Origin of the sequence: Streptococcus sp. 17.1 (genome assembly GCF_016648655.1) — a bacterium.
GTDB lineage: Bacteria > Bacillota > Bacilli > Lactobacillales > Streptococcaceae > Streptococcus > Streptococcus salivarius_E.
Map to the genome: position 1 here is coordinate 149857 of NZ_JACLQM010000001.1, position 19078 is coordinate 168934.

At 42.2% G+C, this 19078-nt stretch carries 16 protein-coding genes; 2 read left to right on the forward strand and 14 right to left on the reverse strand.

Annotated elements, in window-relative coordinates:
• Position 1 precedes the first annotated feature (1 nt).
• A complete protein-coding gene (gene miaA / locus H7T99_RS00695; RefSeq protein ID WP_037601143.1) occupies positions 2-913 on the reverse strand; it encodes a tRNA (adenosine(37)-N6)-dimethylallyltransferase MiaA in 912 nt (303 codons plus the stop codon).
• Between the two features lie 75 nt (positions 914-988).
• Here miaA and H7T99_RS00700 point away from each other — a divergent pair, with 75 nt between their 5' ends.
• Positions 989-1165: a DUF3042 family protein gene (locus tag H7T99_RS00700; RefSeq protein ID WP_002883513.1), complete on the forward strand. Its 177-nt coding sequence runs from the start codon at positions 989-991 to the stop codon at positions 1163-1165.
• A gap of 74 nt (positions 1166-1239) precedes the next feature.
• On the forward strand, positions 1240-1785 hold the full coding sequence (locus H7T99_RS00705; RefSeq protein WP_037601141.1) for a hypothetical protein: 546 nt from the start codon (positions 1240-1242) through the stop codon (positions 1783-1785).
• A 498-nt stretch (positions 1786-2283) separates the two neighbouring features.
• On the opposite strand, the gene H7T99_RS00715 is transcribed toward H7T99_RS00705, so the two are convergent.
• The 13 genes from H7T99_RS00715 to H7T99_RS00775 all read right to left on the reverse strand — a co-directional run bounded on the left by H7T99_RS00715 (position 2284) and on the right by H7T99_RS00775 (position 19074).
• Positions 2284-3669: a GH25 family lysozyme gene (locus H7T99_RS00715; RefSeq protein ID WP_201035885.1), complete on the reverse strand. Its 1386-nt coding sequence runs from the start codon at positions 3667-3669 to the stop codon at positions 2284-2286.
• Between the two features lie 18 nt (positions 3670-3687).
• Entirely contained in the window at positions 3688-3960 is a 273-nt protein-coding gene (locus tag H7T99_RS00720) for a hypothetical protein (RefSeq protein WP_201035886.1), read from the reverse strand.
• 12 nt (positions 3961-3972) lie between these two features.
• The gene (locus H7T99_RS00725; protein ID WP_201035887.1) at positions 3973-4308 is read right to left on the reverse strand and encodes a hypothetical protein; all 336 of its coding nucleotides are present in this window, start codon (positions 4306-4308) and stop codon (positions 3973-3975) included.
• A 12-nt stretch (positions 4309-4320) separates the two neighbouring features.
• On the reverse strand, positions 4321-4773 hold the full coding sequence (locus tag H7T99_RS00730) for a hypothetical protein (protein WP_201035888.1): 453 nt from the start codon (positions 4771-4773) through the stop codon (positions 4321-4323).
• A gap of 3 nt (positions 4774-4776) precedes the next feature.
• Entirely contained in the window at positions 4777-5007 is a 231-nt protein-coding gene (locus tag H7T99_RS00735; RefSeq protein WP_201035890.1) for a phage holin, read from the reverse strand.
• The gene (locus H7T99_RS00740; protein ID WP_201035893.1) at positions 5000-5419 is read right to left on the reverse strand and encodes a phage holin family protein; all 420 of its coding nucleotides are present in this window, start codon (positions 5417-5419) and stop codon (positions 5000-5002) included. Before H7T99_RS00740 ends, H7T99_RS00735 begins: the two co-directional genes overlap by 8 nt.
• 3 nt (positions 5420-5422) lie before the next feature.
• Positions 5423-5677 carry a hypothetical protein gene (locus tag H7T99_RS00745; RefSeq protein ID WP_201035894.1) on the reverse strand — a complete coding sequence of 85 codons (255 nt, stop codon included), beginning with the start codon at positions 5675-5677 and terminating at the stop codon, positions 5423-5425.
• Positions 5678-5695: 18 nt separating this feature from the next.
• Positions 5696-7723: a DUF859 family phage minor structural protein gene (locus H7T99_RS00750; protein ID WP_201035895.1), complete on the reverse strand. Its 2028-nt coding sequence runs from the start codon at positions 7721-7723 to the stop codon at positions 5696-5698.
• Between the two features lies 1 nt (position 7724).
• Complete coding sequence (locus tag H7T99_RS00755) at positions 7725-11246, reverse strand: phage tail protein (RefSeq protein ID WP_201035896.1); 3522 nt, start codon at positions 11244-11246, stop codon at positions 7725-7727.
• Entirely contained in the window at positions 11246-12802 is a 1557-nt protein-coding gene (locus H7T99_RS00760) for a distal tail protein Dit (protein ID WP_201035940.1), read from the reverse strand. The genes H7T99_RS00755 and H7T99_RS00760 overlap by 1 nt, the downstream gene beginning before the upstream one ends.
• Before the next feature lie 5 nt (positions 12803-12807).
• Positions 12808-17814, reverse strand: a complete 5007-nt coding sequence (locus H7T99_RS00765; protein WP_201035897.1) for a tape measure protein — start codon at positions 17812-17814, stop codon at positions 12808-12810.
• A 220-nt stretch (positions 17815-18034) separates the two neighbouring features.
• Positions 18035-18388, reverse strand: a complete 354-nt coding sequence (locus H7T99_RS00770) for a phage tail tube assembly chaperone (protein ID WP_201035898.1) — start codon at positions 18386-18388, stop codon at positions 18035-18037.
• Positions 18389-18456: 68 nt separating this feature from the next.
• Complete coding sequence (locus tag H7T99_RS00775; RefSeq protein ID WP_201035899.1) at positions 18457-19074, reverse strand: phage tail protein; 618 nt, start codon at positions 19072-19074, stop codon at positions 18457-18459.
• Positions 19075-19078: the final 4 nt, after the last annotated feature.

Here is a 19078-nt window from a genome sequence, read left to right on the forward strand (position 1 = left end):
ACTAAGATTGACCTACCTTTTCTCCTTCCCTTTCATTTAAAAATAATTCAAGATCTTGAACGACATTTTCAGGATATTCTGGACTAGAAATCTGATAAAACTTAACAGTCATTCGATTTCTGAACCAGGTTAATTGCCGTTTAGCAAATCGACGCGTATTTTGCTTGAGTTTTTCCAAGGCTTCGTCCAAGGTTTGGTTCCCAGCAAAATAAGGAAACAACTCCTTGTAGCCTATACCACGAGCTGACTGGGCATTAGGATAATTATCGTACAGCCACTTGGCTTCTTCCAAGAGACCATGTTCAACCATCTTATCTACTCGTGTATTAATTCGGTCATAGATTAAGGAACGTTCATCATCTAATCCGATAATAAAGGGATCATAAGTCGTCTCAGTATTTTCAAGATTCTCCGAAAAACGATGAAGCTCAAGTGCTCTAATAGCACGACGACGGTTAATCTCTTTAATCTCAATACCTAAGCGATCAATTTTTTCAAAAAGTTCCTGATCAGATAATTGCTCTAATTCCGAGCGATAGGCTAAAACCTGCTCCTGATCGACCTGTCCCCCTAGGTGATACCCTTCTAGGAGACTTTGTAAATAGAGACCTGTTCCTCCTACTACAATAGGCAGCTTACCACGACTAACGATATCTGTAATGGCAGCCTCTGCCTCTGTCACAAAATCATAAGCTGAATAGGTCTCATCAACATCGCGAACATCAATCAGATGATGCAATGCTGCTGCCTGCTCTTCAGGAGTGGCCTTGGCGGTGCCTATATTCAATTGTCGGTAAACCTGCTGGCTATCTCCTGAAATAATTTCGCCATTAAAACGCTTGGCCAATTCAATTCCAAGCGCTGTTTTTCCCACAGCAGTAGGACCAGCTACTACAATAAGTTTGGTTTTCATAATGTTTTCACTTGCTATTCTAGATATTTTTTTAGATAATATAAGCATATTATAACATATACGGAGGATAGTCTCATGGCTAAAAAACATTCATTCGCTAAAGGTGTCGCTACTGGCGTTATCGGAACTGCTGCTACTGTAGCAGGTGCTGTCTTCGCAGTTAAGAAAACTATTATCGAACCAGAAGAAAAGAAATTGGCTTTCATCGAAGAAAACCGTAAAAAAGCAGCTCGCCGTCGTGTAAGCCGCTAATAATGAGAACCAGGGAAACCTGGTTTTTTACTGTTATTTTTACTCTTCATCTATGACTAGGAACGGAGCCAAATTTGAAAAGAAAAAAATATAATATCATCACCTTCTCTTTGCTAGCTTTCTTCTTTCTCTTCGGTTTTTTATCAAAACATTTAAAAGAACCTGTAAAGCCAGCTGCAAAAACGCATCACATCTCTCACAGCCTTTCATCAAAAAGTAGCTCATCTCATAAAAAAGAGAATACTAAATCATCAAGAGCTACTTCGACGGAAGATCATAAGAAGGAGGCTAAGGACGAAAATAAGCATCAAGCATCTCCTTCTGCTCAAGAAGCAAATCAAAAACAAAACAACCAAACACCTCATCAAGATGGAAATCAAGATAAATCCAAGCCTGCTGAAGGCGGACGAGGTTGGGGCGGGCCAGAAGATGGCTCTTATGCCACTAACGGAGGAGGCGGTGGTGGTCACGATGCAGCCTTCGCCGCAGGTGCTGGTGGAGGAAGCAATCCCGCAAGCTCAACTGATCAGAGCAATGAGTGGGTTGACGACGTTGATAACACTCCTTACGAGTACCCACGAGCATCATCAAGTACAGATACAAGTGCCAATTCCAATTAATGAGATAACAGACTACTAATCATCACCAGTATTCTATTTTGAACCCTAGTTAGGACTAATCCTGACTAGGGTTTTTGCTTATCAAAAAAACACCTATAATTCAATAGGCGTCAAGTACATTTGGCTTCAATTTGGGGCAAGATAGCTTAAAACCGCATGGTTAAAGGCTTAAAAATGTCCCCTGCCAACGAAAAGATATAGAATATAAGAATAAATGAAAACTATAAAGACTTGATTTTACTGGGTTTTTATAGTTTTTATTTTTATTTATTTTCGTAGTTTTTTGAAAAAGGTGGACAGAAAAGTGGACAAATAAAAAACCGCCCATGAAAGGACGGCGTCTACCTATGAAGGCTATTCTCAAAACCAATATTATTATACCACAAAAAAAGCCCCAGCACAATGCTGAGGCTTCGACCACTACTGCCATGGTATCCCTATTGCAGTGTGAGGGGAGGTGATATACTCCTTTTTTATTTTATAGTTTTCGTGGTCTAATTATTTACCAGTTTGCCCTTGCGTAGCTTGTGCTCGTTCTTCAATAGCCTTAACTACTGAGGCACTAGCTTCATTAATTGCCTTAGAGACCGCTGCCGTGTCGTTTGATTGACTATTCAAGAAACGGTCAAAGTCGCCATCATCCAACATCAAATGTTTAGCGCCGTTAGAACGTAGTTCATCCACTGTGCGCATAGCCCCAATACCGAAAACTCGGCCATTAACGACTCCAACATAACCTTGACTTCCTGACGTACTGCGTACTACATAATCCATATTTTCTTCATCCTCTTTCTTATTCACTAAACTATCACCATCATTGATGATAACAACATTCTTATCCAATCCACCAGCTAGACCAGTGCTTGTAAACTGCCACCAGCGTGTATGTTCCATGTTTGGATACACACCCCAATATGGTTCTGGGCGTACCTCATAATCTGGATACGCTGCAATCCATAGGCTATTTGGATAGCGTGCAGTGATTTGATCTACATAAACATTAGCCAGTGTATAAGGTTTGTAACTATAATAGATAGGCTCAAAACCGTTCGCCTTACAGATATCCATAAACGCTAGGACTGCATTAGTATTAGCTTGTTTGTCACCACTAGCTCCGTCCTCGTAGTCACACACTAAGTAACGTGGGTGAGATGGCAGATTACTGATAAAGTAATTCGCTTCAGCTTGTGCCGTTGCCACATCGCCACCAAAACGAGCGAAGTGATAGTAACCAATACAATTACTTGTGTTAGTTTGTTGAGCTACTACTGGGCTAACCCAACCCACACCCTCGGTCACTTTGATTACCGTGTTATTAGTGCCGGACGCTTGACAGATACCAGTCAAGTCTCCCGGTTGATATGCTGATACGTCGATGAAATAGGCATTTTCAGTCATGCCGTCAAATGGCAATTCAAACCACCCGACCATTTGCTGAGCTGGTGCGTTCCAATCGATATAACTGAAATTCCCTGCACTGTCTAGGTTTCGTGTGACCTTGCGTGTCCATCCACCGTTGTAGAGACAGTCAGCGTTACCGTCGATATTCTGCTCGACTGTGGTAACTGTGCCGTCTGGGTTTTCTGCAACCACGAAACCGATATGTCCAAATTGGTGATATGGCAAGCAGTTAGTCACCCACACACTCCCTACTGGTGGATTGTTCGCACCGTTGAAGCGTGTGACTTTAAGTCCTTGACTTTCTGCTCTACTCAAGCCATCAATGGCGTTTAAGTAACTGAAATCAAGGTTAAACAAACCCGCATACTGTAAAACGTAGTCAATTAAACTTATACATTGCCCGCCATAAGGATTAGTGGGAACAGTGACACGTTGATTCACTAGGTTTTCAAGCGTATTTAATAACTGTGTTTTAGATGTCATGGTTCTCCTTTCTTATAATTATTTTTGAATAGCTTGTTTAATCTCCGAGATAGTTCTCTCCAACTCTTCGACTTTCTGTTTTAAAGTGTCAATTTCGTTTGTAGGTAGTTGAGATTTCGTAACCAATGGGTCTGCCGCAAATTTATTTTGTTCTAAAACCTGTAGAAAAAAGTTATTATAGGTTGGAAATAGTCCATATGCTTGGCTGATAGACAATGATGAAGATTGTTTGCCTTGAATCTCTCCAATATCATGCCCGATGGCTTCAATGGCCTTGCTTAAATTGCTCATAAATCAACCTCCTTAGAGGGTGTTTTTAGCAGAATTATATACACTTACAAGGTCTTCTTGCTCGATTGTGTCGATACGAGTACCAAGCTCGGACATTTTCGAGATAATGCCGCTATCAGTATTGCCGCCCGCTGAATTGATTTTATCAGCGATTTCTTTGAGTGTGTCAAGTTCCCCCGGTGCTCCACCAATGATGTCGGTCTTAGCTTGTGCAATGGCAGTGTTAAGTTGGTCTTGAGTGATGCCGTTAGCGGTCACTTCACCTTTATCAGCCTTGCCTGCTAGGGTTGTTTTAATTTCTTTGATATCTGCTCCAACTGCTTGGGCAAAATCGTGTAATTTACTCATTTATGTTTCCTTTCAAATTTTAGCTAGATTATAGACATTAACAAGGTCTTCAGTGGTATCAGTGCCACCACTGATTAACCCAGAATCTCGCAATTCATCCGCTAGTAGTTTTAACTTAGGGCTCTTGTCCGATGGGATAGCACTATCAATGTTAAGCGAACTCTTAACTTTCACCTTGAAATTATTAGATGGAAAAATATGTCCATCCAGTTTAATTTCAAGGTAGTAAGTGCCAGTAGCTACTACATTACCCATTGAGAATGAGAATATCCCACTTTCAACGGTAACATCTTGATAGAGTGCCACTGTTTCATCGTTGGAAAGCGTTAGCTTACCGGTGCCGGATAGCTCCATGCGTTTTCCATCAGCCCCTAGAATTTCAAAACCAAAGACGGAAGTAACATCCCCACTCTTGAGAATGTCACCTCCTTCAATTTGGTTGATAGAGGTCATGAGCTTAGCCATAGGCTAGTCCTCACGAGGTTCGTTGTAGTTTAAAGCTCGTTCGCTGTCTGCAACACCCTTAGTAGTAGGGTCTGTAACGATTCCAAGAATTACCAAGATCACAACGAAAGTATTTACGCCCTCTTGAATGTTGCTAGGGATACTAAGCCCGAATTGTTGCAGCATCAAGAAAACCGCTGAGATAAGAGCTACCAAAGTAGCTTTGTTTTGCAAACGTAGTTTAAAGTTAATCATTTTTTTCTTCCTCCTCAATTAAGTTAAATTTATCTTTATCAATATTTTTTTTGACATATCTGTCGATGAATGGGATTTCCACCCCCAAGGCTGACAAACTAGCAAGGATACTAGCACCGTAAGCTGATAACATTGCAAAAATAAACGCATCCATAGCACCACCTAAGTTCATGTAAACCATGAACGGGTATGATACTGCTACGATAATTAACATAGCTGTGTGGCTGACCAACCCCTTTCGAAATCTACGGCTAGAAAATTCATGATAAGCCCATGCTCTGGATACTCCCAAAATAATGTCAGCTACGATAACTAACATAAGTAGGAACACCCAAAGATGTTCGTCTATGCCATGTTCGTAGAAATCTTTGACGACTTCAAAGACGCCAAAGATGCCGTCTGGTTTCTGCATCTATCACGCTCCTGTAGTAGTATCAGCCAAAATTTCATCTTCCACTTTATAACGCAAGTCACGTAGAGCACGTTCGTCTGTACGCATTTCTTGACGATGTTTAGCATAGAGTTCAGCATTAAGAAGATTCTCTTGGACAGTAGAGACTGCATTGGAATCTACGCTAATGAATGTCTGTTTGACAAGGATTGTAGCTCCTTCTTCTTCGACGCTAAATTCTGCATTGATTGTGCGTTGTTTTGTGATTTTAAGTGACATAATTATTATTTTCCTTTCTTAATTATCTTCAGTTAGATATGTGACTGTACCAGTAAATACGGCAGTATCTCCTAGCTGATTGGTGATGTTAATGCTGCCGTCTGCTGAAAAATGCCAAACGGATGTGTCTACGTGTTTGGAATTGACATTCTTATTGGCAATCAGATGCACTTGAACGTTAGGCTTAAAACCGTCTGGAATTTTTTCGGCGAGTTTTGCATTTTCAAGAGATGCTTCGACTTTGTAAATTCCACGAACAAGACTGGCAACAACTAGATTACCTTTTCGAATAAGAGCCAGCTTAACACCGTAACCGATAGTGATTTCATTTCTGACCATTGGTGGTTCGGGTTTTTCTGGTTTAGGTGTGTATTCAATCCACGAACCGTTAGAGTTATTGGTTACTGTTCGTTTAAACATTCGACCAGAAACAGTCGTTAGTGTTTGGTGATATCCAGAGACACTTTCCACGACTTGCAAATAAGCCCCTTCACCCGATGCTGGATGATTTCGGTAGTTCCCTAGAACCGAATAAAAACCAGTGGTTCTATAGTCGTTTAGGTTATCCACTTTAGTATCCATAGCCGCCCCGTTGGGTTCGGTCAATTTGTGATGTTGAATCTGTTTGCGGTTTGAGTAAATCAAGCCGTCAACGTCCAATGCTCCACGCTCACGGTATTTATTAATACCGATACCCTCTTTATCGTATGACATCACGATTCGGTCACTTGGAACGGTGACTTGGAACGATACACTGGTAAACTTATCCTCTAACTTACCGACCACGATATAAGAGGTATCGGCTGGGTACGAATTACCGAGATTAGCGTTTGATGCGTTAAATTCAGAAATCTGCGACCAGTTCCCACCAGCCCCACCGTTGTCGATAATTTCTGTATCAGAATCGACTTGCCGTGTGGTGAACGTTAGTTTCATCGGGTTTTTCTGTACGCCATTAACCATAAGCGGTGCTACTTTGGCAAAACGCTTAATGGTAAGCGTGCTATTGGTTGCACCACTTCTAGTCACTTCAAATTTCAACGTTGGACTGAAGTAATTTAAAACGGTGATAGTCGTTTCATAAGGGTCAGATCTAATCCCTCGACTATCCTCGACATAGCCCCTTAACGTGAATTGTGTATCTTTGTTAACAGAAATTTCACGGAAAGTGCCGGAAGGTGCAGAAATCGTGTTATTATTACCGACTATTTCCATAAAGTAGCCCGTGATAGATGCTCCGTATTTCGCTTGAACATTATCAAAACGTGCATAGATTTTCGACAAAACGGAAACAAAGTGCCTATCTGATTGAGTGATATTCCTTGTTAATTCAGTGGCATCCGCTAACGCAATCCTAGAGAATGTGGGCTTAACTCTGTTTAACGACAAGCTAGCAGTGAATGTTTTAGATTGCGTATTGATTAGTTTTCCACCAACGTAAGTATCTAGAAAAATAGTTCCCCAGCCCGACGAACTGTTAGGGATGTCGTTAGCAAAACTATCTGGAATTACCCATCTATACGATGTGTCAATGTTATCTGCCAATTTGCCGTTGTTCCCGTACCATGAGTACCTAAGCGTGTGTCTAGCTGACGAAACTTTTTTCGTGATAGAGAAATTAACGCTATCGCCTAGTATGACATTACTAGGCATGGTTAAGAGGCTTGCGTTAGCAATCGGGTCTAAAGTAATGGTATATGGCCCAACGGTTAAGTCTTGCGGTCCAGCCCCGTTCCCGTAACTATGGAAGTAAGCAATCGAACCAAAAATATTCTTTCCGTTCTTGTGTTCGACTGTGATAGTTTTGTCAATGAATTGGACTTCCGAGTTCTTTTGTGGCATATCGGCAAATCCCATATCACCGATATATTGACCAAAGGCATCAATATACCACTTACACCAAATATGCGTGAACGTTTTTTCTCGGTTAAATAAAGTTAACCGAACACGAATAGTGCTGGTATTAGCTTCGACATTCTGACTAACTTGATCAATCGTCATCCGAACACGGTAGCCCCGTTCTTCTTGCGACCAATATTCTGCCATCTTACTTACCTCCTACATATCTAATGACGTTACGGTCTGGGTTGATGTAATCTTGTTCCTCTCTGAATCGACCTATTTGAATCGTTTTCGAGAAGATACCATTCTCAATGTGAATCACACCTTGCGAGATATACATCACTTCATTACCTGCTGAGAACATTGAAATTCTGCCATTTGGATTGAATAGCATAGAGCTAGAATTATCGGTTTTACCAATGACAAGTCCTTCGTTAGACGATGCCATGTAACTATCGATAAAGTTCCAACGCTCTGACATATCATTCAGATTGTTCTCTAGTTTTGCGACACGAGCACTAGCGTCCGCAAGATTCTTTTCAGCCTGTGCTCGATTGGCGTTGTTTGCATTAACAAAATCTTGATAAGCCTTCACCCATTGATTGAGCGTATCAAGAGATGCTTTAGCTTCGAGTTCAGCTTTCATGACTGAGTTAATCTCATTCAAACGGTTTAGCTGGCTTTGTGTCAATGCGCTATCAGCCTTGCCGTCTAATTGGCTTTTTAGGTCTTTCGGTGATGCTTGCCACGCTCGATCAGTCGTACCTTCATAGCAATCTAATTCAGTGAAGAATAACAGCGACTCGCTACCGTTAGTCGTGCCGGTGTTATCGACACGGATGAAGCCTTCGTCACAGTCGCCGGAGTTAAAAGTGAAATGAAATTTCTTAACACCGCTTGTTGATGGCGAACCATCGAAATGCTTGATGTTAACTACTTTGCTAAAAGTTTTAGTTTCGTTTGACTTACGACCAAGGAAATAGATATCCATTCCTTTTAGATTACCGCCTGCCAAGATTGAAACGTTAAGAGAATAGTTGGTATTTCGTTTCACTGGAAATCTCAGCGTAGCGCTAGGCGTTGTTGTTGTTGTTGAAAGCAAAAACAACGGCTTAGAACCGTTGTAATAGAATGAATGACTTGACACAGATAAATTCGAGTTAGGTTGTGGTGCTTCCCAGAATCCCCAACCGTCCAAGTTATCCGGAAAGGCTGAATTACGGATAAGGTTTTCACCACCGACTGAAACACTGCCAGTCATATCATTCCAAGAATAATCAGCTGGATTAGTGCTATTTGCTTTATCAAAGTTAGTACATATACCCAGATACCGCTTGGTGCCATCTTGCGTTAGACTGAAACCAGTTCGGCCATCGGCACTATCGGCGTAAGCAAAATGGACGTAAGGTGTTCGTCCGTCTGCTCCAGCTTTACCTGGAATACCATCACGGCCATCACTACCTTTCCATTTAGACCAGCGATAGTCTTGTGGATTCCGACTATCCGTAGTATTGAAATCTTGGTACATACCGATGAATGGTTTATTATTGTCGGTTTGACTAAATCCACCACCAGAAACGGTATCAGCATAGGCTATGTGGGTATATTGTGTTTTACCATCAGCACCCTTAACACCCGGGATACCTTGGTCACCTTTTGGACCTTGTAACCCTTGCGGACCTTGTACCCCACGTTCGCCTTGCAGACCTTTCTCCCCACGATCACCTTTGTCACCTTTAGCACCATCGTTTCCTTTTGGTCCCTGCTCACCGATTTTAGAAACTGAATAGCCGGTTTCATTAGTATTATCCGTATAACTCCAAACGGTTTTCGTCCAGAGAAATTGCCCAGCCGGCACGTTAGGTACTTGACTAGTCCAACCAGTCGTTGGTGCTACCGTTCCGGATGTGCCTTGTGCGTAAGTAATGGTTGTGCTTCGAATACCGACACCGTCCTTACCAGCGATACCATTATTACCATCATTACCATCTCTAGCAACGTAGGTTTTTTGATATCCGGTTTCACTGGTGTTGTCTGTATAAGTCCAAACTGTTTTTGTCCATAGGTATTTACCCTTAACTAAAATCGGTGGGTTTGCTGTCCAGCTAGTAGGCATGGTGGTTTCATTGTCACTCATGCCGTAAGTAATAGTGGTAGATTTGAGACCTACCCCGTTTTTTCCTGGTAAACCGTCATTCCCTCTATCACCTTTGTCCCCTTTAGGTCCGGGGTCGCCTTTTACACCATTCTTACCGTCTGAGACATTTAAAAAAGTAACCTCTTCTGAAGCTACTTCTTTATTGTCTACCCACGCCGAAACCGTCAAGGCGGTTGGTTGGGTAATCTCTGACGCTACCATGTCGTAGGTCATACCAACATACTTAATAGCACCGTCGATTACAAAACGCCATGTTGCGTTAACTGTTCTATCACCTTGTTTCAAGACTGGTCGAACAGTCGAGCGACCAACACCATTCTTAAACACTGTGCCGTTGGTTGTCGTGATCTCGACACGGTATGGCAACGATTTAGAAACAATCTCATCGATGCGTTGTTGCAAGCTGCCAGACGGTTTATTGTCCAGCTTTCTGAAATTGGTAAATACTACTGAATTATTCAATGGCATATCAAAACTGATTACCATTTCAGAAACACGAGCTTCAAGGGCTAGACCATCCCTAAAGTTGTTATTGATAATTTTAACAGTATCACCTAAGTTAATGTCCTTGTAATTTTCAACGAAACTAGATTGAACATCAACAGTATAGGTCAATAGTGGGTAAGCGTATTGCTTAATGGTACGCAATGCGTAGCCTTTTAGTGCATTGACATCCTTGTACTCGGTTTCGAAGTCCTTACGTGTCCATCTGTCTGTGTCGCTATCTCTTAACGTTGATGGATATTTTTCCAAGGATATTGGAGCATAAACCATCGGACTGCCTTTTTTAGAATAAAACTCTACTTGCCCTAATTCGTTCTTTTCCTCAAACTCAACGTCTATAAGGTTGGTGCCCTCTTGCCCGACAAAATACCCAGCATTGAATAGTTGGGTTTTATCACTAGCGATTTGAACACCTTTCAAGCCGTTTTGATAGTAGAGGATGACATCACCTCTAACCTTACCAATACCGTGGTGATTTTCATCTGGTTGTTGGTAGATGTCGATGACAAAGCGTTTTAACGTACCATCTCTATTTAATTCTGTTCGGAAGATAAACTCAGCATCAAACTGATTCATCAAGCTATGTAATTGCTCAAGTTTAGTGCCTTGTTGAGAATCAAACGTGATTGTTCTTGTTTTGTCAGAAACTTCGTTAATGCCGATTTCCAAACCAGCCAATCCTAGCAAGTCGAGATTTTGAAGATACCACTCCAGACTTTTAGCACCATTACTGCTACCAAGAGGGCGTGCACTTTCCATTGCCAATTCCAAGTTAGTGTTATTACAAGTGACTTGAAACGCTGTGTCATTTTCAACGAGTTGAGATACATAGAAAACGTGGTAGGAATTATCATAGAAGAATGACACGTACATCTGATCGTTGATGTATTTCACATCATCATGTAGTTTCCCGTCTACGATTTTCGGAATCGCAAAATCAAATGTACTGGTTGAGTATTCAAGATAAGTGTGCCATTGACTGTTAGAATATGGCAACATGCCAGGAACGTTGTTATTTAACGCACACACCTTGCGCACATTCTTATCGTGAATCCAAATTTGCATTAAACAAAACGCTCCTTCCAAGTAATTTCAATCGTTGGGTCAGTCCTTGTCCAACCAGATGTATAGATGTCGATTTCAGTTTCACCAGTACCGATACTGAAAGGCTCAGACAAGTATGTTAGCTCGTTAGACGCTGGCAAGTTGTCAACGAATGTCTTGCCTTTTGCCATGTCAATTTCAAGGATAGAACCCTTGCCGAATCGGTTTGGGATATCCTCGTTTTTGTTAACGAAATCTTTTCGATAGTACATTTCATCAAGATACATGTGAGTTACAAGCGGACTTTGATGGATACCGGCAAGTAAGACATTGATTCTTTTAGACTTGCGACCTTTCAAGGCTGGTATCTTAAATTTAGGATAAGAGCCCCACCAGTAGAAAGTAATTTCATCGTCTTTTCTAAGGATGTCAGACCATCCACGGGTTGAGTTGAAAGGATTGTGTTCGTCTAGGTGTGTACCGTAGAAGCGTTTACTTTCGACGATTTTATAACCACCCTTACCATCACTGACAAGGAAGTTATAGTCGCAATCGAGACCATTAACTGTTTTCATGGTTTCGACACCGTAGAGAAACTCGCCCTTTTCGTCGGTAACTGACAATTTTATGAAACCGTATTGGTTAGGCAAGCCTAGCCAAAACACCTCACGCCACCAGATATACTCATTAAGTGAGCCTTTCTCACCGTTTGAATCTGCTGGGATCTCCCATGTTATCGAGCTACCTTGTTTCTGTCTAGGCCCGCTACCTCTTGATGTCAAGGCGATGTTGGGACGATTGAAAACATCAATCACCCCTAATGTCCCGTTTAGGTTTTCGCTATCGTCATTAAATCGACCAACGTTTTTCAAACCCACCTCGAAACCTCGCCTAACATCTTCTGGTTTTCGATAGTCAAACAATATTTCCGAGTGTTTAACATCTTGCGTGTCAGCTTCATTCGGATTGCCGATCTCATAGCTTTCACTAGAGCTTTTAACAATCCCAACCCAGCCATTATCTGAGTTAAATTTCAGTTTAATATCTGGATAGGTTTCAGCCGTGCCAAAATTCTTTAACGTAGCCTTGTAATGACCAGTAGACACTTTTTTAATACTACCGTACTTGGTTTCACCATCACTACTTACTAGGGCTTGTGCCTTGTTTTCGCCGTAACTTTTTGGAACATCGAACGTAACCGTTACCGTTGCGGTAATCGGTGCCGTGTTCTTATCCACCGTAAGCGACGCTTGACCAGACGGGATAGCTTCCCAAACTTTGTTAGGCTCATCACCAAAAATCAGTGGTTTAGGTTTATCTACGTTGAGATAACCGCCTAGCGTTTCAGCGATGGTATTAAAGTAGTCGTAGTTTCCGACTAGGGTAAACGATACTTGAATCTGCTTAACTGACAAGGTACTGTATAGAAATTGCTGACCGTAGCGTCTACGACCTTGGTCTTGATAGTTATTGTTAAAGTTAGCTGCCACATTTTTAGTGACATCCACTGGAACGGTACGCCCTCGCCCCTCATTGAATAATTCGGTTAAGTTCTTACCGTCATAAGTTACTGACATTCCTATCAAATAATGCTACCTCCTAACAACGCTTGTCTGCGTTCATAATCGTTTGTTGCTTTTGTCATGAATGGTGCTAGACCGTTTGACACGCTTCTGCCATCGATGATATTTCTAACTTCGATTGGGTTAGAACCGTTGGTTACCAACTGACCGAGTAGGTCAATCATGATGTCTAACTTGCTTTCTAGCACAGAAACACGCTCACGGTCTGAAGTGCTATCGTGATTGCCTTGTGGGGCATCGCCAGCGAATCGTGCAACTGCTTCAGTAAGTAACTGCCACGCTCTGCCGCGTTTGGCGATATCTGTTGGAATGACATATTCTGGCATATCGCCTTCAGCCAATTCATAAACGCCATTCTTGTGGACTAGACCACCGTTAGCGTAGCCATAGGCTGCAACACGGTTAAAGGCGGCGTCTGTAGTCCCGTAACGATGCTTGATGTAGTTGATTGCCGCAAGCAAGTTGTCGTAACCATTACGGATATTGTCATGTCCGGGGTGCTTGTATGCGTTAAATGTTGGGCCAATGGTTTGCATCAAACCAATTGACGGTGTACCAGCTCTGGCGTTGCTATCCCAGTTATTTTGAACGTTAGGGTCACCACCCGATTCACGCTGAATCGTTGCCAAAATTTTAGACACACGGAAGTCATTTGGCTCAATACCATTAGCCTTCAACGCTCTAACTACTGATTCACGCCAACGAGAAACGCCAGTTCCTTGTGGCCCATCTTCACCGCCACCAGCTGGGCTGAGCAATGGACCAAGGGTTTTCTTAATCCAATCGAACATGCCACCGACTTGACGTTTAATCAAGGTTTGAAGTGGACTGTTACGGTCCTTGAGCGGTTTGCTATTGTCTTCACCACCGCCACCGCTATCACGCACCCCAAAATCAAGGAACGTAGCAGCGTTAGAGATGTGACGACCAGCGTATTGGTGATACTGACCGTTTCCGCCGTAGTTGTATTCTTCACCGTCATAAGTGTCACCATGAACGGCAGTTACAAAGTCAACGTGGTTGCTTGATACTGGACCGCCAGTGTAGACGGCTACCGTACCCGGTTTTGGTCTACTTAAGTGTGGCACGCTGGCAGATATCCACTGGTTACCATTACCGAGGTGACTAAACAGACTAGGCTTAACACCAAGGTTAGCCAAGCGGCTTGCAACGAATGACACACACTCACGATAGAAATAACCCCAAGGGTCAGCACCAGCGTCTTTAGCCTTATCTTTGAATCGGTAGTCATCACCTTTAGCCCCCATTGCCACCGTGCCTTCATCCATTGAGGCACTGGCCATAGACCAAAGTTCTTTCCACCAGTTTTTAGCTTCTTCGACTGGTTTCTTATACAGTGCGTTACCAAGCGGGTTAAACATGCCGGCTAACTTATCAGCATTAGGACTGAATTTTTTAGCTAGTGATCCAACAGGGTCTTTAACGACATCACCGACAAACTCAATCATCTTCATGAATTTATCGACACCATTCTTCATGGTATCCCAAACTGAGCCCGCCACATTAGTAGCCGTATCCCAGATTTTAGACCAGAAACCAGTACCCTTTGCAAACGCTCCACGTTCAACACCCATGAGCATAGCTAACTCACTAGCATTGATGACTTCCGAACCAGCCGGCAAGAGGTATTCAACGTTTCGCCCTTGTGGCAAGAATGACTTACCATTAGGCAGAATAACCATTTCTTGGTTGTTGGTTTCTGGACTGTCATACCCATCGTTTAGCGTAGCTAATGTAGGCTTGGTGATTGGGTTTCGGTATGAGCTAAACATACCAGTACCACCGGCAAACTTAACTTTCGGGATTTTAGAGATAGCTTCCTTGCTACCACCGAAATCAGAAATCAGTTTGTTAATGCCATCGATACCAGCGTTAGGCAATGCAATGACAGCGTTAATACCATCACCGGCAAGTTTCTTCATGCCGTCCCACATTTCGCCAAAGCCTTTTTTAACATTATCCCAAGTGTCTTTGAAGAACTTAGCGATATTGGTCAATGCGTCGGTAATTAGCTTGGTAATATTAACACCGAATTTCTCTTGTGTTAACGCTCCGATTTCATCCCATTTTTTAGATAGGAATTTCTTAGAGTTCTCCCAACCGTCAAACCAATTCTTATTGATACCCTTGTGGTGCTTGTCGATATCTTTACCAAGGGCAGTCATGGCTTCTGTAGCATTGCCCTTGATACCTTCCCATGTTTTAGATGCGAATTTCTTAACGTTGTCCCACTTATCGCCCCAATCTTTTTTAAGACTGGTCATGTGTTTTGCAACGCCTTTGGCCATATCTTTGACATGGTCCACGGTGCTATCAACAAATTTCTTGAATGGCTTGTTATGCTTGTACATCAACTCAAAACCAGCGACTACCGGATTAGAGATTACAAGCAACTTCTTAGCAGTGTTAGTAAAGGCTTTGATACCTTTCTCACCGCCAGTAAAGTAATTCTTGGTCTTTTCAAAACCTTTCTTGGTGCTCTTGGTCATTGAGTCCATCGCACCAGTCCAAGTCTTCTTCATGCCGTCCCATGTCTTACCTAGCCATTTACCAGCATTAGAAAATCCGTCTTTGATATTTTTAACGATGCCATCAACAAATTTCTTGAACTTCTTATTGTGCTTGTAGATCAGAGCAAAAGCTCCAGCGATAGGATTGGCAATAAATAAAAGGACTTGTTTCCAGTCCTTTTTAAAGAAATCAATGATTTTTCCAAAGATTTCTTTAGTAACTTTGAAAATTTTATCGAAAGCCTTTTTGGCAGCGCTAAACATGCCATCAACAAATTTCTTGAATTTCTTGTTGTGTTTATAGAGCAATACCAATGCAGCGACAGCCGCTGCTACCGCAACAGCGATTAACCCGATGGGATTTGCTGCCATTGCTGCGTTCAATGCTACTTGCACCCCCGTCGCAATTTTTTGAGCGGCAGCCATAGCTTTTTGGGCGACAGTCATAGCTATCGTTGAATTTTTCATCACGTTAATAGCTTTCGCAACTTTCATCACTCCTGAGGCTACTTTAGAACCCACAAAATAAGCAGCAAACAAAGAACCGACTGTCTTAATAGCCGTTTTATGTTCTGCAATACCGCCTAAAGCCTTTGATAGTGATGTTACTGGTGATTTAGCTTTCTTGCCGTTGCCGGTCATTAGGTTAAGCGCTTCGGCAACACCTTTAATCATGCCTACGGCAGTTTCCCAAACACCGCTAGCAAAGTCTTTACCAATGCTAAACACCGAACCTAAACTATCTTTAACCTCTTTAAAGAAAGCTACAATCTTAGGGGCGTTGTTAGCAATGCTCTTGCTCAGATTATCGACAAACTTATTGAGACCGTCCATTAAGCCATTAAGTTTATCTGTACCATCACCGAGATTAAACACTTTAGAGAATGCGTCCATGATAGTGCCTAGGCCTTTGGAAACATGCTCCCCTAAATCTTTAAACTTCGTTTCAGTATTAGGATCAGCAACCCAATTCCCAATTTGTTGCAAGAATGGGTTTTTCATTTTATCGATTGGGTCACGAAAGGCAGCGACCACCGCTGGCATACGAGACTGGATAGTCCTTTCAAGACCACCGATAGTAGTCGAGAAGTTAGCTGTCGCATCCTTGTATTTGTCTTGCAACTCAAACAAGGCTTTCTGCGCCATTTCAGCAGTGATTTTGCCATCTTTCTGCAATTCGGCATATTTCTCTTGGGTCATGTCTGTAATGCCCAATTCTTGCGCAGCTACTTCTTTAAGTTGGTTTTTCATTTCCGGAAAAACATTGATGATTGACATCATGTCTTGTCCTTGGACCTTACCATTGGCAATCATTTGAGCCCACTGGGTAGCGAAATTCTCAACGGCTGCATCGGTCTGACCAAACGCATCTTGCAATGTCAAGATAGCTTGCGTTTGTTGCTTGGTCAACTCTGTATTATGAGTAACGGCATAGAATTTCTGGTTCATGCCGTCAACCATTTCGGTTGAGTTAGCCGCTGCTTGTGCCATTTGGTTGGTCATATCGACCATTTTTTTACCTTCTTCGGCATTACCCGTTAGGGTTAACCAAGTGGCGTTCATGGTTTGTTGGTATTTAACATACTCAGCACTGGATTGGGCGATTTCGTCAAATTTACCTTTGATAGCTCCCAATGCATTTTGGAAACCGTTACTAATTAGGTTAGCTGCGAACGTAGCGCCAAAAATACCTTTCAGCCGTGAGGTTTTATGTTCAGTCTCACTGACTTCACTTCCTAAGCGTTTAAAGCTCTCTTTCAAGCGACCAATGAATGTACTAGAGCGTTGACTTTGCTCAATTTCATCGTTCAGCTTGTCAGCGGCATTTCTAGTGTGTGCTAAACTTGTTGCCGTTTCATCTAAACGTTGCTTTTGCTTGCGGTATTCATCGCTAGTCTTCCCAGACTGTTTAGCGACACGCTCAAGCATTTCTTTTTGGGTCTCATACTGCTTATTTAAATTAGTAATCGAACCCTTGTATTGCTTAAGTTGCTCTTGTCTAGCTTCATCCTCTTTGCCCTCTGCTTTCAGACGCTTGATATAAGTGTCTGAGGCTTCATTTTGGGCTTTGTACTCACGCTGCAATTCAGCAAGCCCAGATTTATGGTAATCAAGGCTATTCTTAGCTTGTCGTTGTTGATTTTCCAACGATGCCAAACGTGTAGTAGCTTGGTCAATCTGTTGTTGGTACTTAAGGTACTGTTCAGCGGTTTCAGCGGTGCTTCCTTTAAGTTGAGACTGTTCTTGTTTCAGTTTCTCAATCTTACGCTGTTGGTTTTGGATAGCATTACCCAAACCATCGTACTTAGCTTGTGCTGCTCCTAGATAATCACCAGCACTACGCATTTGGCTTTCTTGTGCCTTCCATGCGTTTGTAGAACTATTGACTAACTGAGTTAATCGCTTAATCGAATTGGCAGCTTGTAGCGTATCTAAGGCGATTTCCGTGGACATGGTAGCTTGTACTTTTGCCATGTATGTATTTTCCTCCTTTCCTTAAATATTTAGAGTAAAGATGTTGGGTCAACCATTCTATCTTCTTCCTCTTTGGCATTTAAGATTTTCATTAGCTCGTAATAATCAGTGTCGTAATACTGATCTAGTGTCCACCCAAAGCCTTGGATTGATTTTTTAGCAATGATTTTTAAATCTTCAATGCGATTTTCTAAATCAAAAATCTGTTCGCCTTTAGATTTTACTCTTTTGGGTCAGTTTCACCAGCGGCATTTTCAAGTTGTTCGTCTGTCAATCCGTACATGTAGCCCACCAATTTTTCGGCAATCTCTTGTGTACGCTCATTGTCCAAATCAAGTAATTTGTCATAGGCTTCATCATCCAACTTGAGGACAGCACGGATAAAACTAAGCATTTCTTTGAGGATTGTGAAGCTCGCTTGTGCTTGCTCTTGCGTGTCGCCTTCTTCAACGGTGTCGCTGATTTTAAGCACGGCAAGTTGGTACTCGTGCATACGCAAGACATTACGGTTGCTTGTAGCTACTTCAAACGCCTTTTTACTGATTTCTGGGATTTTAATAGTTTTGATTTCCATTTCTCTTTACTCCTTTTAACAAAAATAGAGGTCAGGCCATGAGCCCGACCTCTTGCGAATTATTTAGATTATCCACCGATTCCTGGTGTACCAGTGAGAACATATCCACCAAATACTTCTTTGAACATGTTAGCTTTATCGAAAGTAGATGCTCCAGAATAGTATTTCTTGTAAGGCTCACCACCGAACGCATCCGCTGACAAGGCGTTGAATGTCATGTTGTCGTCTTGACGAGTTTGAGCAGTATCAGTATCTGTTGCAACGTTTTGAGTTGATTCTTGCATGATACCGTTAGCGAAACCAAAGAACACTGAATGTTTGCGGTCAAGCGTTTCAGATTCAATCAATACCGCTGTGTGTGGTTTCTCACCATCCATCACGTAACCACCCTTGCCGTCTGGTTTAAAACCGAGCATTTTTTGTTTGATTTCGAAGTCAAGGTTATTGAAGTCGAATGCCACGGTTGGTGACCCCGGTGCGATCATAACGTCTTGTACTGAGTTGTTTCCGGGAACTTTAGTCGCTTGACCTTCCAAGTTAGAGATGTTAGCGGTACGAGTACCGAGCATTTTAGAATCAACTTCGATTACACCGTCTGTTGAAAGGCCATCAGCACCTTTAAGTAGTTTTTGGGTTTTTGGGTCAACCAAAGCAAGGCGGACCATTTTCAAACCTACAATTGCCATATAG

Bases quoted from the DNA above. Each gene is read 5' to 3' on its own strand.
- H7T99_RS00765 (WP_201035897.1), bottom strand. From the start codon at position 17,814: ATGGCAAAAGTACAAGCTACCATGTCCACGGAAATCGCCTTAGATACG.
- H7T99_RS00740 (WP_201035893.1), bottom strand. From the start codon at position 5,419: ATGCAGAAACCAGACGGCATCTTTGGCGTCTTTGAAGTCGTCAAAGAT.
- H7T99_RS00735 (WP_201035890.1), bottom strand. From the start codon at position 5,007: ATGATTAACTTTAAACTACGTTTGCAAAACAAAGCTACTTTGGTAGCT.
- H7T99_RS00755 (WP_201035896.1), bottom strand. From the start codon at position 11,246: ATGCAAATTTGGATTCACGATAAGAATGTGCGCAAGGTGTGTGCGTTA.
- miaA (WP_037601143.1), bottom strand. From the start codon at position 913: ATGAAAACCAAACTTATTGTAGTAGCTGGTCCTACTGCTGTGGGAAAA.
- H7T99_RS00745 (WP_201035894.1), bottom strand. From the start codon at position 5,677: ATGTCACTTAAAATCACAAAACAACGCACAATCAATGCAGAATTTAGC.
- H7T99_RS00750 (WP_201035895.1), bottom strand. From the start codon at position 7,723: ATGGCAGAATATTGGTCGCAAGAAGAACGGGGCTACCGTGTTCGGATG.
- H7T99_RS00760 (WP_201035940.1), bottom strand. From the start codon at position 12,802: ATGTCAGTAACTTATGACGGTAAGAACTTAACCGAATTATTCAATGAG.
- H7T99_RS00770 (WP_201035898.1), bottom strand. From the start codon at position 18,388: ATGGAAATCAAAACTATTAAAATCCCAGAAATCAGTAAAAAGGCGTTT.
- H7T99_RS00730 (WP_201035888.1), bottom strand. From the start codon at position 4,773: ATGGCTAAGCTCATGACCTCTATCAACCAAATTGAAGGAGGTGACATT.
- H7T99_RS00700 (WP_002883513.1), top strand. From the start codon at position 989: ATGGCTAAAAAACATTCATTCGCTAAAGGTGTCGCTACTGGCGTTATC.
- H7T99_RS00720 (WP_201035886.1), bottom strand. From the start codon at position 3,960: ATGAGCAATTTAAGCAAGGCCATTGAAGCCATCGGGCATGATATTGGA.
- H7T99_RS00715 (WP_201035885.1), bottom strand. From the start codon at position 3,669: ATGACATCTAAAACACAGTTATTAAATACGCTTGAAAACCTAGTGAAT.
- H7T99_RS00775 (WP_201035899.1), bottom strand. From the start codon at position 19,074: ATGGCAATTGTAGGTTTGAAAATGGTCCGCCTTGCTTTGGTTGACCCA.
- H7T99_RS00725 (WP_201035887.1), bottom strand. From the start codon at position 4,308: ATGAGTAAATTACACGATTTTGCCCAAGCAGTTGGAGCAGATATCAAA.